This window comes from Streptomyces calvus (assembly GCF_006782915.1).
Lineage (GTDB): Bacteria > Actinomycetota > Actinomycetes > Streptomycetales > Streptomycetaceae > Streptomyces > Streptomyces calvus.
The window spans coordinates 433,359-449,668 of the sequence record NZ_VCNP01000010.1 but is presented as its reverse complement, the minus strand read 5'-3'; the positions used below and the strand labels follow the sequence as shown (position 1 = coordinate 449,668).

Annotated in this window: 17 protein-coding genes; 1 reads left to right on the top strand and 16 read right to left on the bottom strand. The window is 71.9% G+C overall.

Annotation, left to right across the window (positions count from 1 at the left end; genetic code table 11):
* Positions 1-51: 51 nt before the first annotated feature.
* Positions 52-1,482: a M64 family metallopeptidase gene (locus tag FGW31_RS06300; protein WP_142192328.1), complete on the bottom strand. Its 1,431-nt coding sequence runs from the start codon at positions 1,480-1,482 to the stop codon at positions 52-54.
* Positions 1,482-1,916 carry a hypothetical protein gene (locus FGW31_RS06295; RefSeq protein WP_142192327.1) on the bottom strand — a complete coding sequence of 145 codons (435 nt, stop codon included), beginning with the start codon at positions 1,914-1,916 and terminating at the stop codon, positions 1,482-1,484. The genes FGW31_RS06300 and FGW31_RS06295 overlap by 1 nt, the downstream gene beginning before the upstream one ends.
* Positions 1,917-2,426: 510 nt before the next feature.
* Between FGW31_RS06295 and FGW31_RS06290 the strand changes: the two genes are divergently transcribed.
* Positions 2,427-2,975 (top strand): DUF1697 domain-containing protein, encoded by a 549-nt coding sequence (locus FGW31_RS06290; protein ID WP_142192326.1) that lies wholly within the window; start codon positions 2,427-2,429, stop codon positions 2,973-2,975.
* Between the two features lie 22 nt (positions 2,976-2,997).
* Here the strand turns inward: FGW31_RS06290 and FGW31_RS06285 are convergent, their stop codons facing one another.
* The 14 genes from FGW31_RS06285 to FGW31_RS06225 all read right to left on the bottom strand — a co-directional run bounded on the left by FGW31_RS06285 (position 2,998) and on the right by FGW31_RS06225 (position 16,106).
* Positions 2,998-3,735 (bottom strand): sirohydrochlorin chelatase, encoded by a 738-nt coding sequence (locus FGW31_RS06285; RefSeq protein WP_142192325.1) that lies wholly within the window; start codon positions 3,733-3,735, stop codon positions 2,998-3,000.
* A gap of 6 nt (positions 3,736-3,741) precedes the next feature.
* Positions 3,742-4,632 (bottom strand): ABC transporter permease, encoded by an 891-nt coding sequence (locus FGW31_RS06280; protein ID WP_142192324.1) that lies wholly within the window; start codon positions 4,630-4,632, stop codon positions 3,742-3,744.
* Positions 4,619-5,407, bottom strand: coding sequence for an ABC transporter ATP-binding protein (locus FGW31_RS06275; protein WP_142192323.1), 789 nt, complete (start codon positions 5,405-5,407; stop codon positions 4,619-4,621). Before FGW31_RS06275 ends, FGW31_RS06280 begins: the two co-directional genes overlap by 14 nt.
* Before the next feature lie 36 nt (positions 5,408-5,443).
* Positions 5,444-6,547 (bottom strand): aliphatic sulfonate ABC transporter substrate-binding protein, encoded by a 1,104-nt coding sequence (locus FGW31_RS06270; RefSeq protein ID WP_142192322.1) that lies wholly within the window; start codon positions 6,545-6,547, stop codon positions 5,444-5,446.
* Between the two features lie 223 nt (positions 6,548-6,770).
* Positions 6,771-8,105, bottom strand: a complete 1,335-nt coding sequence (locus FGW31_RS06265; protein ID WP_142192321.1) for a sulfate adenylyltransferase subunit 1 — start codon at positions 8,103-8,105, stop codon at positions 6,771-6,773.
* A 2-nt stretch (positions 8,106-8,107) separates the two neighbouring features.
* Positions 8,108-9,043, bottom strand: a complete 936-nt coding sequence (gene cysD / locus FGW31_RS06260) for a sulfate adenylyltransferase subunit CysD (RefSeq protein WP_142192320.1) — start codon at positions 9,041-9,043, stop codon at positions 8,108-8,110.
* A 118-nt stretch (positions 9,044-9,161) separates the two neighbouring features.
* Entirely contained in the window at positions 9,162-9,731 is a 570-nt protein-coding gene (cysC, locus tag FGW31_RS06255) for an adenylyl-sulfate kinase (RefSeq protein WP_142192319.1), read from the bottom strand.
* A gap of 2 nt (positions 9,732-9,733) precedes the next feature.
* Entirely contained in the window at positions 9,734-10,444 is a 711-nt protein-coding gene (locus FGW31_RS06250; protein ID WP_142192318.1) for a phosphoadenylyl-sulfate reductase, read from the bottom strand.
* Positions 10,441-10,656 (bottom strand): hypothetical protein, encoded by a 216-nt coding sequence (locus tag FGW31_RS35520; RefSeq protein ID WP_142192317.1) that lies wholly within the window; start codon positions 10,654-10,656, stop codon positions 10,441-10,443. Before FGW31_RS35520 ends, FGW31_RS06250 begins: the two co-directional genes overlap by 4 nt.
* Positions 10,653-12,350: a nitrite/sulfite reductase gene (locus FGW31_RS06240; RefSeq protein WP_142192316.1), complete on the bottom strand. Its 1,698-nt coding sequence runs from the start codon at positions 12,348-12,350 to the stop codon at positions 10,653-10,655. The genes FGW31_RS35520 and FGW31_RS06240 overlap by 4 nt, the downstream gene beginning before the upstream one ends.
* A gap of 129 nt (positions 12,351-12,479) precedes the next feature.
* Positions 12,480-12,563: a putative leader peptide gene (locus FGW31_RS36055; RefSeq protein ID WP_310740011.1), complete on the bottom strand. Its 84-nt coding sequence runs from the start codon at positions 12,561-12,563 to the stop codon at positions 12,480-12,482.
* A 127-nt stretch (positions 12,564-12,690) separates the two neighbouring features.
* Positions 12,691-13,263, bottom strand: a complete 573-nt coding sequence (locus FGW31_RS06235; protein ID WP_142192315.1) for a GNAT family N-acetyltransferase — start codon at positions 13,261-13,263, stop codon at positions 12,691-12,693.
* A 60-nt stretch (positions 13,264-13,323) separates the two neighbouring features.
* Entirely contained in the window at positions 13,324-14,616 is a 1,293-nt protein-coding gene (locus tag FGW31_RS06230) for a hypothetical protein (RefSeq protein ID WP_142192314.1), read from the bottom strand.
* A gap of 224 nt (positions 14,617-14,840) precedes the next feature.
* A complete protein-coding gene (locus FGW31_RS06225; RefSeq protein ID WP_142192313.1) occupies positions 14,841-16,106 on the bottom strand; it encodes a GAF domain-containing protein in 1,266 nt (421 codons plus the stop codon).
* Between the last annotated feature and the right edge of the window lie 204 nt (positions 16,107-16,310).

Here is a 16,310-nt window from a genome sequence, read left to right as displayed (position 1 = left end):
TCCAGGCTTCAATGGTTGAACGGGAATCGGTGCCGCCGTTCCGCTCGCGTTCTACGGCGTGGGGAACGCCGGGGCCCGGGCGGCGAGGGTGTGCGTGTTCCCGGCGCCGTCGGTGATCCGCGCGGTGGTGTCACGCGGCGGATGGTCCGAGGCGAGGCCGATGAAGAAGCTGGTCTGCCCGCCGCCCGGGCCGGTTCCGGCCGGAACGCCGGGGGTGCCGAAGTCGATGGTCAGCCGGTCGCCCTGCTGCGTGACGGAGGCGGGCCGGACCGTTCCCAGGCCGCCTTGGGTGACGACGTAGACGTCCGATCCGCCGGTCCCGTCGTAGTTGAGACGGGCGATGGGCCCGAAGTCGAGGCTGAGCGTGCGGACGGCCGACGCCGGCAGCGGCCCCGAGACCTCGGTCATGCTGACGCGGTACTCGTACGGGTACTTGCCCGCTCCGATCGTGCCGGCGACACCGCGCGGAGCCAGACGCGACTGGAGGAAGCCCGATCCCGTGGCACCGGCGAGTTGGATGGCCGGCGCGATGTCGTTCACCACGAGCGTGCCCGAGGGGTCGAACACGAAGTTGATGTCGGGGGCCCGGACGTCCACCACGCGCGGGGCCCACTCGAACGGGTTCAGCGTGCGGCGGATCGTGCGTTGGCACACGGCGCAGAAGGGCGTCAGGTTGCGCATCATGCAGTTGAACGCCGGCCGGAACAGACCGCAGTGGTAGTAGCCGGCCCCTTCGAAGGCGCCGATCGTGCCCGCCGCCACGGGGTTGGGCTGCGGGTCGCACACCGCGCAGTTGGCGTTCCTCGTCGTGGGCATCGCGGTCGCCGCCTGGACCAGCGGCGCCCATTTGATCGTGGTGCGGCCGGAGTCGAGGGTGACGTTCGGCGCGGTCGGTTCGGTGCCGCTGTAGGAGTTCTGTCCGGTCTCCCCGCTTTCACAGCCGGCCCAGGACTCGTACTCGTCGGCGAGTCCGAACGCGGAGTGTCCCAGCTCGTGTGCGGCGACCGTGACCCAGTTGCCGCTCGTCGAGGTCACCGCGACGGCACCTCCCGAGCCTCCGTACTTCGCGCTGTTGACCACCACGATCGCCTGGTGCCAGGCCGGAACCTGGGCGCTGAGCACACCCTGCGCGATCGCCGTGTCCGCGGTGAGCAGCCGGGCGAGGCCGCCGGCGCAGTACGTGGCGTCGAAGTAGGTCTTCGGAGTGGCTCCCGTCCCGCCGCAGGACGCGGGGTCGTCGGCGCCGCTGTCGGTCGAGGTGACGTCCACACGGTGGATGTTGATACGGCTCTGGACGGCCGGCTCGTTGAACGGCGGCATGGCGAGGAGTTGGCTGACGAAGAACTGCGCGTCCGTGTGCCACTGCGTCATCTCGGTGCTCCGGTAGCCCTCCGAGAGCAGCACGAGGTTCCAACGCGAGGCCGTCGGGCCGCTGTTGTGCAGCAGTGTCGTACCGAGGACGGTGCCGTCACCGGTTCCCATCAGGATCCGCCTCCCTCGGTGCCGTGTCCCAGCGGGAACCGGCCGATCGTCTGGGTCCGCACGGTGGTGCGCAGGAGTGCCACCTCCTTGGCCTCCGCCAACGCGGGCACCAGGACGAAGAAGCGTCCCTTGGGCTGGGAGACCGGCTGGTTCGTGAACGGCCGGTCCGGATCGGAGGAGACGACCTCCGCCTCGTCCTTGATCGGGTTGTCCAGCGGTCGGCTGTGGATGCGCTGCCCGCGCGCGTTCAGTATGTCGACCCGGTAGCCGATCGCGATGTCCGGCTGTGCGGCCGCGCGGGCCGGGGCCAGACCGACCGACAGGCCCTGTTGTCCGCCGGGACCGCCCGGAAGCACGAGGTCGACCCGTTCGCTGGCGACCAGTTCGATGTGGTGGCCCCGGTACTCGAAGGTGAGCCGTATCGCACCGCTCATCGCGCGTGCCTCCTCGGATCAGGTCCGACGGACATGCTCCTCACTCCAGCGAACCACCATCGGTTTCAGCCCGCCACAGCGGGCGGGTCCGGGGACGGCCGGATGCCGGTCGGGGTGGGCCGCCGCGGGCCGGCACGCCGTCGCGGAACCCACCTCACGGTCGCCGATCCCGCCGGCCGTGACAGCCGTGCCGACGCGCCGGCCGTGACAGCCGTGCCGACCGGCCGGCCATGGCAGCCGTGCTGACCCACCGGGCGGGAAGCCGTGCGGGCCCGTCGGCCGGGGCGCCGTGCGGCCCGTGGGCCGGGCGCCGTGCGGCCCGTGGGCCGGGGCGCCGTGCGGGCCCGGGGGGCTTTCCGGGCTTTCCGCAGGCTTGTTGGGAAAGTCACAGCCGCGTGTTCCGGTTGATCAGCGCCCGGCCGGTCCGACAGAGTTTCGCGCAGTCCGCCCCTGCGCGGACACGGCCGTCGTGCCCGCCCCCACGGGGCACGACGGCCGTAGGGTGGGCGGATGGCGACGAGATACGCGGCGCTGCTGCGCGGGATCAACGTGGGCGGCAGCAGGAAAGTCCCGATGGCGGAACTCCGCACCCTCCTGGAGGGCCTCGGCCTCCAGGACGTGCGCACCCATCTCCAGAGCGGCCAGGCCGTGTTCACCGCCCGGCACGGCGACGAGGAGTCACTGGCCGCCGAGACGGCGGCGGCCGTCGAGCGGCACTTCGGCTTCGGCGTGGACGTCATCGTGCGCGACCACGCCTACCTGAAGGCGATCGTCGACGACTGCCCCTTCCCCGCCGCCGACCTCGAGCCGAAACAGCTCCACGTCACCTACTTCTCCGCGCCCGTCGAACCCGAACGCTTCGCCGGGATCGACCCGGCGGCGTACCTGCCCGAGGAGTTCCGCCTCGGCGACCGCGCGCTCTACCTGTACGCGCCGGACGGACTGGGCCGCTCCACACTCGCCGACGTCCTCGCCAGGCCGCGCCTCACCAAGGGCGTCGTCGCCACCAGCCGCAACTGGAACACGGTGACGAAACTGGTGGAGCTGACCGCGGCCTGAGAACGCCCGGCGCCCCGGCCGCTCAGGCGCCGATCGCCGCCGCCACCGGCGCGCAGGCGGCGGCGTACCGCTCCAGCAGCACCCGCGCCACCTCAGGTGACGGCCCCAGCACGTCCGCCAGCACGTCCGCCTCCGCGGCGCCCCGGGCGATGCGGTCCGGGAGGAAGCCGGGCGCCAGGACGTAGGGCGCGACGGCGACGCGTGCGCAGCCGGCGGCGCGCAGTTCGCGTACCGCCTGCTCGGTGCGGGGCAGGGAAGCGGAGGCGAACGCAGGCCGCACGGCGCACCAGCCGGTGTGCCGCCACTCCCGCGCGATGTCTGCGATCACTGCGATCGCCTCCGGGTCGGTGGACCCCGCCGAGGCCAGCACGACCCCGGTCGAGGACTTGTCGGCGGGCGTCAGGCCCGCCTCGTACAGCCGGCGCTCCAGCGCCGTCAGCAGCAGCGGGGACGGGCCGAGCACCTCGGCCTGCCGGATCCGCAGCCGCGGCGGGGCCTGCGCGAGCACCGCCGGGATGTCCGCCTTGGCGTGGAAGGCGCGGGTCAGCAGCAGCGGCAGGGCGACCACGTCGCGGACGCCCTCCGCCGCCAGCGACTCCAGCACCCGCTCCACCGAGGGCAGGTTGAAGTCCAGGAACCCGGTCTCCACGCGCAGCCCGGGCCTGAGCGACCGCACCCGGCGCACCAGGGCGTGCACGGTCGCGGCATGCCGCGGATCGCGGCTGCCGTGGGCGACGACGAGCAGAACCGGACGGTGCATGGTGCCTCAGCCCTTCACCAGCAGACCGCGGCTGCGCAGCACCCACCGCTCCAGCGGGCTGAAGACCAGCAGGTCGATGGCGATGCCGACGGTCAGGATCAGCAGGATGGCCTCGAAGACCATGGCCATGTCGCTGGCGTTGCGGCCGTTCTCCAGCAACTGGCCGAGTCCCACGCCGAGATCGGGGAAGGACGCGATGATCTCGGCGGCCATCAGCGAACGCCAGGAGAACGCCCAGCCCTGCTTCAGACCGGCCACATAGCCGGGCAGCGCGGCCGGCAGCACGATGTGCCAGGTGCCCCTGATGCCCGTCGCGCCCAGTGTGCGGCCGGCCCGCAGGAACAGCGGGGGCACCTGGTCGACGCCGGAGACCAGCCCGTTCGCGATGGACGGCACCGCGCCGAGCAGGATGACGGCGTACATCATCTGGTTGTTCAGGCCCAGCCAGATCACCGCGGGCGGCACCCACGCCACCGACGGCAGCGACTGCAGGCCGGACAGGATCGGGCCGATCGCCGCACGCACGAACTTCACCCGCGCCACCAGCAGCCCCAGCGGGGTGCCGATCAGCAGCGCGAAGAAGAAGCCGAGCAGACCGCGCGAGACACTGGTCCAGATGTAGCCGAGCAGTTCGCCCTCGAGCCACGCCTGGCGCACGACGTCCCACACCGCGCCCGGCGCGGGCAGCTTGGTCGGGTCGTCGACGATCTCGAAGGAGACCAGGGCCTGCCACACCGCGAGCACCAGCGCGACGGCCACGACCGGCGGCAGCACCTTCTCGGTGAGGGTCTGCCGCAGCGGCCTGCGCCCGCTGTGCACCGTCTCCAGTGCATCCAGCCCCGCCTCCAGGCCGGCGAGGTCGCCCGGGTCCTTGGCGGTCGTGTCAGTGCTGGCCATGACGGCGGATCTCCCCACGGAGTTCTTCGGTGATCTCGACGGACAGTTCCGCGACGGCGGTGTCCTCGATGCGGCGCGGATGCGGGATGCCGACCGTCCACTCCCGGGCGATGCGGCCCGGACGGGACGACAGCAGCACCACCCGCTGCGCGAGCCGCACGGCCTCGCGCACGTTGTGCGTGACGAACAGCACCGACAGCTGCGTCTCCCGCCAAATCCTGGTCAGCTCGTCGTGCAGCACGTCCCGGGTGATGGCGTCCAGCGCCGCGAACGGCTCGTCCATCAGCAGCAGTTTGCTCTCCTGGGCCAGCGCGCGGGCCATCGCGACCCGCTGCCGCATACCGCCGGACAGCTCGTGCACCCGCTTGCCGTACGCGCCCTTCAGCCGGACCAGCTCCAGCAGCTCCTCGGCGCGGTCCCGGCGCTCGGACTTCGCGACGCCCCGCAGTTTCAGGGCGAGTTCGATGTTCTTGCCCGCGGTCAGCCACGGGAAGAGCGCGTGCTCCTGGAACATCAGCGCCGGCCGGCCGTCGGTGGTGATCGTGCCGGCGGTGGGGCGGTCGAGCCCCGCGACCAGGTTCAGCAGCGTCGACTTGCCGCAGCCCGAGGCACCCAGCAGGGTGACGAACTCGCCGGGCGCGACATCGATGCTGATGTCGTCCAGCACGAGCTGCTGCCCGGCGGGGCCGGCGAACGACTTCGAGACGTGCGCGATCCGGGCGGCGTGCGTGACCGCCTCGATGCCGTCGGCGGCCTTGGCGAGGGTCGTGGCCATGGTCGTCACCTCCTGGGAACTCGTAGTGATGGGGACTTACCGGGCGCCGAGCCCGGCGTCGTCGACGGCGGCTTCGCCCGCGGCCCGCAGCACCCTGTTGAGCGGTGCCAGGTCGTAGATGCCGGTCAGGTCCGGCTGCTCGAGCAGGCCCGCCTCGACGGCGTGCTCCGCCTGCACGGCGAGGGTCGCGGCCAGCGGGTCGTCGGTGAACCGGATCGACTCCCACGCCGGGTCCAGCACCTCGGCGGGCAGCGCCTTGCCGGAGTCGGTCTCCAGTTGCTCGTTGGCGGCGGTCTTCGCCTCGTCCGGGTGGGCGTTGATCCACGCGTTGGTCTCGACGGACGCCTTCAGCACCGCCTCGACGGCCTTCGGGTGGTCCTCCAGGAACTCCTGCCGCACCACGATGTTCGTGATCACGAACTGCCCGTCCGGCCACAGGGACGCCTCGTCCAGCAGCACCTTGCCGCCCTCGGCGACCAGCTTCGACGCGGTCGGCTCCGGCACCCAGGCGCCGTCGACCGAACCGGACCTGAACGCGTCCGGGGTGACCTTGTTGTCGCTGCGGACGACCGTCACGTCGCCCTTGCCGCTCTGCGGGTCGACCTTCCAGCCCTGCTCGGCCGCCCAGTTGAGGAAGGACACGTCCTGCGTGTTGCCGAGCTGCGGCGTCGCGATCCGCTTGCCCTCGACGTCCGCGACGGACCTCACCTTGTCCGGGTCCACCACGAGCTTCACCCCGCCGGACGCCGAACCGCCGACGATGCGCAGGTTCTTGCCGTCGGCCTTGGTGTAGCCGTTGACCGCCGGTGACGGGCCGATGAAGGCGATGTCGAGGGAGTCGGAGTTGAGCGCCTCGATCGCCGACGGGCCCGCGTTGAACACCGCGTACGCGGCCTCGGTGCCGCCGAGTGCCTTCTGGAAGAAGCCCTTGCGGTTGCCGACCAGCGCGGTGCCGTGGGTCAGGTTCCCGAAGTAGCCGATCCTGACCGAGTCGAGACCGTCGACCTTCGCCGCCCCGGCGACGGCCTTCGCGGTGTCGTCGTGCTTCGCCTGGGAGCCGTAGCCGCAGGCGGCCAGGGCGAGCAGCGGCAGCACGGCCAGGACCGCGAAGGCGCGGCGCAGGGCTGGTGTGGCAGGCACGGGAGGTGTTCCTCTCGGAGGCCCGGCGGTCACGGTCTGTCAGGGCGTGGCCGGGACGTCGGCAGGTTTTCGCCTACGGCGGCGAGGGCTGAGGGCGCGCGAGCGGCGCGCGTACGTCAGCGCGCACATCGCCCGACACCGCCCTGACCGCTGCCCAGCGAACCGCTGCCGACGCGGCCGCCCTCCTTGGCGAACAGGCAGAAAAAACCGGGGGAGTTCATGCTCAGAAGTCCCACCCGTCGTCGTCCGGCTCCGCCTTGACCGGCTCCGGCGCGGCGAACGACTCACCGACCATGCCCGCGGTGAGCGTGGTGCCGTCGCTGGGGTCGATGAGGATGAACGAGCCGGTGCGCCGCGAGTCCGAGTAGGAGTCGGCCGGCAGCGGCTCGGCGGTACGGATCTTCACCCGGCCGATGTCGTTGGCGACGAGCCGCTCGGGGTGCGGGTGCAGCGACAGGTCGTCCAGGGTCAGCCGGGACGGTATGTCCTTCACGATCGCCTTGACGGTCCGCGTGCCGTGCTTGAGCAGCACCCGGTGGCCGACGGTCAGCGGCTGGTCGGCCACGTGGCACACGGTGGCCTCGACGTCCTGCGTGGTGGCCGGCGCGTCCTCGGTCGGCACGATCAGGTCACCGCGGGAGATGTCGATGTCGTCGGCGAGCAGCAGCGTCACCGACTGCGGCGTCCAGGCGACGTCGACGGGCCGGCCCAGCAGGTCGATCCCGGTGATCGTGGTCGTCCGGCCGGACGGCAGCACGGTCACCGCGTCGCCCACGCGGAAGGAACCCGCCGCGATCTGCCCGGCGTAACCCCGGTAGTCCGGGTGCTCGGCGCTCTGCGGTCGGATCACGTACTGCACGGGCAGCCGGGCGTGGCAGTGCGCCAGGTCGTGGCTGACCGGGACGGTCTCCAGGTGCTCCAGCACGGTCGGGCCGCCGTACCAGTCCATGTGCGCGGACGGCTCCACCACGTTGTCGCCGACCAGCGCGGAGATCGGGATCGCGGTGACCTCGGGGACGCCCAGCTCGGTCGCGTACGCCGTGAACTCCTCCGCGATCGCGGCGAACACCGGCTCCCGGTAGTCGACCAGGTCCATCTTGTTGACGGCGAGGACGACGTGCGGGACGCGCAGCAGGGCCGCTATGGCCGCGTGCCGGCGGGTCTGCTCGACCACGCCGTTGCGGGCGTCGACCAGGATCACGGTCAGCTCGGCCGTCGAGGCGCCCGTGACCATGTTCCGGGTGTACTGCACATGGCCCGGGGTGTCGGCGAGGATGAACCGGCGGCGCGGCGTGGCGAAGTAGCGGTAGGCCACGTCGATGGTGATGCCCTGCTCCCGCTCGGCCCGCAGGCCGTCGGTGAGCAGCGCGAGGTCGGGGGCGTCCTGGCCGCGGCCGGCCGACGCCCGCTCCACGGCCTCCAACTGGTCGGCGAGGACCGACTTGGAGTCGTGCAGCAGCCGCCCGACCAGCGTGGACTTGCCGTCGTCGACGGAACCGGCGGTGGCGAACCGCAGCAGCGTGGTGGCCGCCAGCTCTTCGGCAGTGACGGTGCTCATGTCTAGAAGTACCCCTCGCGCTTGCGGTCTTCCATCGCGGCCTCGGAGAGCTTGTCGTCGGCGCGGGTGGCTCCGCGCTCGGTGAGCCGGGAGGCGGCGATCTCGGTGATCACCTTCTCGATGGTGTCGGCGACGGAGTCCACCGCGCCGGTGCAGGACATGTCGCCCACGGTGCGGTAGCGGACGAGCCGCTTCTCGACCTGCTCGCCGTCCTTCGGGCCGCCCCACTCGCCGGCGGTCAGCCACATGTTGTTGCGGCGGAACACCTCGCGCTCGTGCGCGTAGTAGATCTCCGGCAGTTCGATGTTCTCGCGGGCGATGTACTGCCACACGTCCAGCTCGGTCCAGTTGGACAGCGGGAACACGCGGACGTGCTCACCGGGGGCGTGCCGGCCGTTGTACAGGTTCCACAGCTCGGGGCGCTGGCGGCGCGGGTCCCACTGGGAGAACTCGTCGCGCAGCGAAAACACCCGCTCCTTCGCCCGGGCCTTCTCCTCGTCGCGGCGGCCGCCGCCGAAGACGGCGTCGAACCTCTCGCTCTGGATCTTCTCGGTGAGCGGCACCGTCTGCAGCGGGTTGCGGGTGCCGTCCGGGCGCTCCTTGAGCACTCCGCGGTCGATGTAGTCCTGCACCGAGGCGACGTGCAGCCGCAGCCCGTGCTGCGCGACCGTGCGGTCCCGGTAGGCCAGGACCTCGGGGAAGTTGTGCCCGGTGTCGACGTGCAGCAGCGAGAACGGGACCGGCGCGGGGGTGAACGCCTTCAGCGCGAGGTGCAGCATGAGGATGGAGTCCTTGCCGCCGGAGAAGAGGATCACCGGCTTCTCGAACTCGCCCGCCACCTCGCGGATGATGTGCACCGCCTCGGACTCCAGCGCGTCCAGGTGGGAGAGGGCGTACGGGCTGTCCGTGTCCTCATCGACGGTCGCGACGGTCGTCATGCTGCGCCCCTTTCGTTCTCCCCCGCACTCCGTCCGGGGGCACCCCCGTCTCCGCCCGCGCGGCGCAGAGGTGCGGCCTTCGTGGTCGTCCGCGGCCGAGTGGCCGCGCGTGCGTCGCTCACAGAAGTCCCCTTTCGCTGAGCAGGGCGAACACCGACGCCGCGGACTCCTGCACGGTCTGGTTCTGCGACTCGATCCGCAGATCGGGAGTCTCGGGCTCCTCGTACGGGTCGTCCACACCGGTGAGACCGGTGAGTTCGCCCGCGGCCTGCTTGGCGTACAGGCCCTTCACATCGCGTACGGAGCACACCTCGACCGGGGTCGCCACATGCACCTCGACGTACGGTGTGCCGTTCGCTCCGTGCCGTTTGCGGACCGCGTCCCGGCTGTCCGCGTACGGTGCGATTACCGGGACGAGCGCGGTCACACCGTTGCGGGCGAGCAGTTCGGCGACGAAGCCGATGCGCTGCACGTTGGTGTGCCGGTCCTCGCGGCTGAAGCCGAGGCCCGCGGAGAGGAACTCGCGGATCTCGTCGCCGTCGAGGACCTCGACACGCCGGCCCTGCTCGCGCAGCCGGGCGGCCAGCTCGTGGGCGATGGTGGTCTTGCCGGCGCTCGGCAGACCCGTGAGCCAGACGGTGGCTCCGGTCGTCACGTCGGTCTCCTGGTTCGTCGATGAGGCTGTCATGGTCAGCCGTGCAGTCCGCACTCGGTCTTGGAGCGGCCCGCCCAGCGGCCGGCGCGCGCGTCCTCGCCCTCCAGTACACGGCGGGTGCAGGGAGCGCACCCCACGGAGGCGTAGCCGTCCATCAGCAGCGGATTGGTGAGGACGCCGTGCTCGGCGACGTACGCTTCCACATCTTCCTGTGACCACCGTGCGATGGGGGAGACCTTCACCTTCCGCCGCCGCTCGTCCCAGCCGACGACGGGGGTGTCGGCCCTGGTCACGGACTCGTCGCGGCGCAGCCCCGTCGCCCAGGCCAGATACCCCTGGAGACCTTCCTCCAGCGGCTCGACCTTGCGCATCCGGCAGCACAGGTCGGGGTCGCGGTCGTGCAGCCTCGGTCCGTACCGGTCGTCCTGTTCGGCGACCGTCAGACGCGGTGTGAGCGTGATGACGTTCACGTCCATCACGGCCTCCACCGCATCCCGGGTTCCGATGGTCTCCGGGAAGTGGTACCCAGTGTCGAGGAAGACCACGTCGACTCCGGGCAACTCGCGTGACGCGAGGTGGGCGACCACGGCGTCCTCCATGGAGGAGGTCACGCAGAAGCGCTTGCCGAAGGTGTCGACGGCCCACCGCAGGATCTCCTGTGCGGAGGCGTCCTCCAGATCGCGGCCCGCCTGCTCGGCCAGCGCCTTCAACTCCTCGGTGCTGCGCTCTTCCTGAAGAGCCGTCATGTCCGGTCCCCTCCCGTGTCGGATCGCTCAAGCCCCCGGGCGAGCAGCCCGAGGAACTTCAGCTGAAAGGCTCGGTTGCACGCGCCGCATTCCCAGGCCCCTCCCCCACGCTCGGCTGCGCTCGCGCGGGGGGACCCCCATCCCTGTTCGGCGGGACGCAGGTCCTCGTCGCCGCAGTAGGGGCAGTGGAAGGGCACCGCACGCTCGCTCACGACAGGGCCTCCTCCGACGCGCGGCCGACCCAGGTGGCGAACCGCTCGCCGTCCTCGCGCTCCGCCCGGAAGCGGTTGAGCACCCGCTCGATGTAGTCGGGCAGTTCGTCCGCGGTGACCTTCAGGCCGCGCACCTTGCGGCCGAAACCGGCCTGCAGGCCCAGCGCGCCGCCGAGGTGCACCTGGTAGCCCTCGACCTGCCGGCCCTCGTCGTCCAGGACCAGCTGGCCCTTGAGACCGATGTCCGCCACCTGGATACGGGCGCAGGCGTTGGGGCAGCCGTTGAGGTTGATGGTGATCGGCTCGTCGAAGTCCGGGATGCGGCGCTCGAGTTCGTCGATCAGCGAGGCGCCGCGCGCCTTGGTCTCGACGATGGCGAGCTTGCAGAACTCGATGCCGGTGCAGGCCATGGTGCCGCGCCGGAACGGGGAGGGCGTGGCGCTGAGGTCGAGCGCCTCCAGGGACTCCACGAGGGAGTCGACCCGGCTCTCCTCGACATCGAGGATGATCATCTTCTGTTCGACCGTGGTGCGCACCCGGCCCGAGCCGTGCGCCTCCGCCAGGTCGGCGATCTTGGTGAGGGTGGTGCCGTCGACGCGGCCGACGCGCGGGGCGAAGCCGACGTAGAACCGGCCGTCCTTCTGGCGGTGCACGCCGATGTGGTCGCGCCACTGCTGCACCGGCTGCTCGGGCGCGGGACCGTCGGTCAGTTTGCGCCCCAGGTACTCGTCCTCCAGCACCCGGCGGAACTTCTCCGGGCCCCAGTCGGCGACCAGGAACTTCAGGCGGGCGCGGTTGCGCAGCCGGCGGTAGCCGTAGTCCCGGAAGATCGACAGCACGCCCTCGTAGACGTCCGGCACGTCCTCCAGCGGCACCCAGGTGCCCAGCCGCACGCCCAGCTTGGGGTTGGTGGACAGGCCGCCGCCGACCCACAGGTCGAAGCCCGGGCCGTGCTCGGGGTGGCGGACGCCGACGAACGCGACGTCGTTGATCTCGTGCACCACGTCGAGCGCGGGCGAGCCGGAGATGGCCGTCTTGAACTTGCGCGGGAGGTTCGAGTACGCCTTGTTGTTCAGCACGCGGCGCTTCATCTCCTCCAGCGCCGGCGTGCCGTCGATGATCTCGTCCTCGGCGATGCCGGCGACGGGCGAGCCGATCATCACGCGCGGGGTGTCGCCGCAGGCGGTGACCGTGGACAGGCCGACGGCCTCCAGCCGGTCCCAGATCGCGGGCACGTCCTCGATGCGGATCCAGTGGTACTGGACGTTCTGCCGGTCGGTGATGTCGGCGGTGCCGCGCGCGAACTCCTGCGAGATCTCGCCGATGACCCGCAGCTGCGCGGTGGTCAGCGCGCCGCCGTCGATGCGCACGCGCAGCATGAAGTACTCGTCGTCCAGCTCCTCCGGCTCCAGGATGGCCGTCTTGCCGCCGTCGATCCCGGGGCGGCGCTGGGTGTAGAGGCCCCACCAGCGCATGCGGCCGCGCAGGTCGTTGGGGTCGATGGAGTCGAAACCGCGCTTGGAGTACACCGTCTCAATGCGTGTCCGCACATTGAGACCGTCGTCGTCCTTCTTGAACTGTTCGTTGCCGTTGAGCGGGGTGAAGTGACCCACGGCCCACTGTCCCTCACCGCGGTGACGGCTCACCTTGCGGCGGGGAGTCGCGGCGGCAGGCTTCTGCGGGGTGGCGGCCATGGTTGATACGTCCTTCGGGACAGGCTGGAATGAGGCTCTGACCTGCGCGTACGCGCGCACGGGCAGACATGCGCGTCATTGCGCGAGGGAGTGGAGCGAGAAAGGGATGTCGGGCGCTGCTGGGAGCACTCAGCGCGCCGGACAGATGGCGCTGGACATGCGGCCGAGGTCGACGTGCCGCCGACTCACCAAGGCGATTCCAGATCCAGACATGACGGAAGCGTGGCACGGCGATCTGGACACAGTCCAGCTTCGTCCAAAATGCGGACACCCTTGTCTCGGAGTGCAAGACAAGGGTGTTCTTGGTCACAAGCGTCGCGGGACGTCTTGTCCGCGCAGGTCAGGCGGGGTGGGCTCCCGGCCACGGCCCCGGAGTGGCAACCTCCGGTTCCTCCTCGACCTTGGTGTCGAACAGGGTGAAGCCACGACGCCGGTAGTTGTCCATGGCGTGTTCGCCGTCCTTGCTGCAGGTGTGCAGCCACACCCGCGTGGTCGGCTTCAGGCCCGGCCACCGCTCGGCCAGGTCCCAGGCGCGCGCCGTCCCGTACGACAGCAGGTGACCGCCGATGCGACGCCCCCGGAACGCCGGCAGCAGCCCGAAGTAGACGATCTCCACGACCCCGCCCTCCTGCGCCTCCAGCTCCACGTAACCCGCGGGCGTCCCGCGGTCGTAGGCGACCCAGGTCTCCACACCGGGACGGTCCAGGTGCGCCAGCCACTGGGCGTACGTCCAGCCCAGCCGGTCGGTCCAGCGGATGTCGCCACCGACCGAGGCGTACAGGAAACGGCTGAACTCGGGCGAGGGCACCTCGGAGCGGACGACCCGCACGTCCCCCTCCGGCGCGGCGGCCGGGCGGAGGTCGGTGGGCGCGGTCTGCTCCAGGGACCAGGTGGTCACGGCGATGGTCGTCATGCCCGAAAGGGAACCATCCGGCAGGACATCTGTCGAACGCCTGATCACGGCGCGGACGGGCTACCCGTCGAGGGACCGGTCCACGTCGGCCAGGGGCAGCGCGAACAGCATGCGGCCGGACTGCGACCACACCTCGCCGGTCTCCTGCCAGTACGACAGGGACGTCGCCGGGCCGCTCCAGCAGCGGTGCGTCTCGTCCGCCCCGCACCGGGTGGTCCGCGCACCGTCCGCGTCCTGCCGCCACAGCGCGCCGCGCCCGTCCGGCGACCCCGTCATCCGGCCCAGGTACCAGCCCGACCCGTACGACAGTACACTGCGCACCTCGGTCAGTTCCGTCTCGTACACCTCGACCGGGTGCGCGTGGGCCACCGGGTCGGTCTCCAGCAGGCCCGGCCGCGCCGGGTCGGAGCTGAACGGGTACCGCCACAGCAGGGCCGGCCCGTCGCCGTCCGCCGCCGCCGAGCCGTGCGCGACCAGGCTGTCGGGTGCCGTGCTGCGGTCCAGGGAGATACCGCCCGGCCGGGGGGCGTCCGCCCCGTTCGCCCGGTAGGTGGCGACGGCCGGCAGCACGTACCGCGCCCCGGCAGCCGACGGGCCGCCGGGCCCGCGGCCCGGCGAGGTGCCGGGCGCGGCGGCCCGCTGGATCCGGTCCACGTCGTACACGTACAGCGCGCTGTCCTCGCCGCGGCCCGCGGTGACCAGCAGCTTGTCCTGGTACCAGACCATGCCGGACACGGCGGAGCCGAGCCCGCGGTAGTCACGGCCGCCGTCCACCGGCACGGCCAGCAGCACCCAGGTGTAGCGCGGCCGTTCACGGTCGCCGGCGTCGACGAACGCCACACGGGCCGGACCGTCCCCGTCCCCGGATGCGTCGGCCCGGCTCCAGCCGGAGACGACCACCCGGTGCTCGCCCCAGCGGCCGTCGTCGTCCGCGTCCCCCGAGGTGGTCACCGCGCCGGGCCGCCAGCCCTCGGTCGCCTCGTCCGGCCAGCAGTACGCCCGGGCCGCGGCCGGCTCCACCGGCAGGGCACGCCGGTCGTCGGCCGTGCAGTCCGCCGCGTCGCGCAGCGCACCGTCCGGGTCGGCGAGGACCGTCCTCACGCCGACGGGCCGGCCCATCGAGGCGGAGAGCCGGTCCAGCGCGGCGCGCGGGACGTCATGCTCGGTCAGCCGCAGCGGAGTGGTCTCGGCGGACGCCGTCAGCGGCTTCAGCGGGCCGGGATCGTCGGCGTCGGTGGCCTGCGAGGTGGTGATCATGGTGGCGGCGGCGGTCAGGGCGAGGGCGGTCCCGGCCAGTGTGGCCCGCAGCGCCCTGCCCCGCCGGCGTCGGCGGTGTCTGCCGCGATGCTTCATAACCGTCCTCCCGAGGCGGGTCAACTGCGTCCGGTGATCCGCGGGTTGACCGTGGAGCGGATGGGATGGCGCGTACCGGATGCTACGACAGCCGCCCGGCCGCCGGGACGAAGACCCTGCAATTGCACGGAACAACCACCACCCCGGCCCCCACCCGGGCACGCCTGTGCGACCCCGCACGGTCTTGACGGCACGCCCCGGTCACGGACCGTGGGGCCCTGCGCTCAGCGGCCGGCCGGCGGGCACGCCCCGCGCGGGAAGAAGCCGTGCGGGTCCTCCGGAAGCAGGACTTCCACCTCGGCGGTCTCCGTGAACCGGTAGGGCCGGTGCTCCAGGAGCGTGCCCAGATAGCGGCGCACCCGGGACATCTCCGCGCGCACCGTCACCGTACGGGCCGGGTCGCCGAAGACGTCCCTGGCGAGGTCCGCGGCGCTGCGGCCGGACCGGTGCACCGCCAGCAGGTACAGCAACTCGGCGTGCCGCGGGCTCAGTTCACGGGTCCACGAGCCGGCCCCGTCGAACACCTCCACCGACCAGCGGCGCCGCGCCCTGAGATCCAGCACGATCCGGGTCGCGGCCCGCGCCACCGGCTCGTCCGCCGCCCGCACCAGCCAGCCCCCGGCCAGCGGCTCCAGCGAGCACCGGCCCAGCGCCGGCAGCCACCGCAGCCCCGCCGACGCCGACTTGGGCAGCGCCAGACGCTCGGTGTACGGCATGCCCGTCACCGCCGCGGTCCAGCCGTTGCGGTCCACCACCAGCGCCCGCCCGTCGATCCGGGCCAGCACCGGCGCCGCGACCGCGCGCAGCCGCTCCAGCGACCGCACGTGCATCTCCCGCAGCCGCGCCTCGGCCAGTTTCGCCACCGAGTCGACCCAGGACAGCGTGGCCGGATGCATCGTCTCCAGCGGCCCGCTCACGTCCACCACACCGATCAGCCGCCCGTCCCGGGGGTCCCTGATCGGCGCGCCGGCGCACGTCCACGTGGCGTGCGAGCGCACGAAGTGCTCGGAGGCGAACACCTGCACCGGACGCCCCGTCACCGCCGGTGTGCCCACACCGTTGGTGCCCACGACCTCCTCGCGCCAGTCGGCACCGATCTCGAACCCGAGCCCGTCGGCCTTGCGCAGCACCGGCGCGCTGCCCTCCCGCCACAGCACCCGGCCGTCCTCGTCGGCCACCACCATGATGTGGTGGGCGACGTCCGCGACCGACAGCAGACCCTCCCGCAGCACCGGCAGCACATGCCGCAGCGTCGAGGCCTCCCGCCGCCGCTGCACCTCCTCACGGGACAGCAGCCTGCTGCGGAAGCCGTGGTCGGGGTCGACACCGCGGCGCATCATCCGCTCCCAGGACTGCCCGATCACCGGACGGGGGGCCACGGGCGCGGGCTGCCCGGAGAGCGCGGCGGACCGGACCTCGCTGAGCACCCGCGCCGCACGCGCCGTGTCGAGGGCGGCCAGCTGCGTCACGTCCATCGGCGAGAGTGCCACCGGACCTCCCGGAAGAAAGGCTGTCGTTCCCATACTGCCGCCTGCCCCCGGGGCGCACGGCCAGTACGGCCGTCGCGGCACGAAGTTGCAACCCATTGCAACCCTGGTGGGACGGCAGCCGACTGTTTGAAACTTGAGCGACGCCGTCCCGAGCGGCGTTCACGGCTCGTCAGGGGCCAGTGCGGCGGGGGTGGTGCCGTGTCG

Coding starts and splice junctions, on each gene's coding strand:
- FGW31_RS06300 (WP_142192328.1), bottom strand. CDS start 1,482: ATGGGAACCGGTGACGGCACCGTCCTCGGTACGACACTGCTGCACAAC.
- FGW31_RS06295 (WP_142192327.1), bottom strand. CDS start 1,916: ATGAGCGGTGCGATACGGCTCACCTTCGAGTACCGGGGCCACCACATC.
- FGW31_RS06290 (WP_142192326.1), top strand. CDS start 2,427: ATGGCGACGAGATACGCGGCGCTGCTGCGCGGGATCAACGTGGGCGGC.
- FGW31_RS06285 (WP_142192325.1), bottom strand. CDS start 3,735: ATGCACCGTCCGGTTCTGCTCGTCGTCGCCCACGGCAGCCGCGATCCG.
- FGW31_RS06280 (WP_142192324.1), bottom strand. CDS start 4,632: ATGGCCAGCACTGACACGACCGCCAAGGACCCGGGCGACCTCGCCGGC.
- FGW31_RS06275 (WP_142192323.1), bottom strand. CDS start 5,407: ATGGCCACGACCCTCGCCAAGGCCGCCGACGGCATCGAGGCGGTCACG.
- FGW31_RS06265 (WP_142192321.1), bottom strand. CDS start 8,105: ATGAGCACCGTCACTGCCGAAGAGCTGGCGGCCACCACGCTGCTGCGG.
- cysD (WP_142192320.1), bottom strand. CDS start 9,043: ATGACGACCGTCGCGACCGTCGATGAGGACACGGACAGCCCGTACGCC.
- cysC (WP_142192319.1), bottom strand. CDS start 9,731: ATGACAGCCTCATCGACGAACCAGGAGACCGACGTGACGACCGGAGCC.
- FGW31_RS06250 (WP_142192318.1), bottom strand. CDS start 10,444: ATGACGGCTCTTCAGGAAGAGCGCAGCACCGAGGAGTTGAAGGCGCTG.
- FGW31_RS06240 (WP_142192316.1), bottom strand. CDS start 12,350: ATGGCCGCCACCCCGCAGAAGCCTGCCGCCGCGACTCCCCGCCGCAAG.
- FGW31_RS36055 (WP_310740011.1), bottom strand. CDS start 12,563: ATGTCTGGATCTGGAATCGCCTTGGTGAGTCGGCGGCACGTCGACCTC.
- FGW31_RS06235 (WP_142192315.1), bottom strand. CDS start 13,263: ATGACGACCATCGCCGTGACCACCTGGTCCCTGGAGCAGACCGCGCCC.
- FGW31_RS06230 (WP_142192314.1), bottom strand. CDS start 14,616: ATGAAGCATCGCGGCAGACACCGCCGACGCCGGCGGGGCAGGGCGCTG.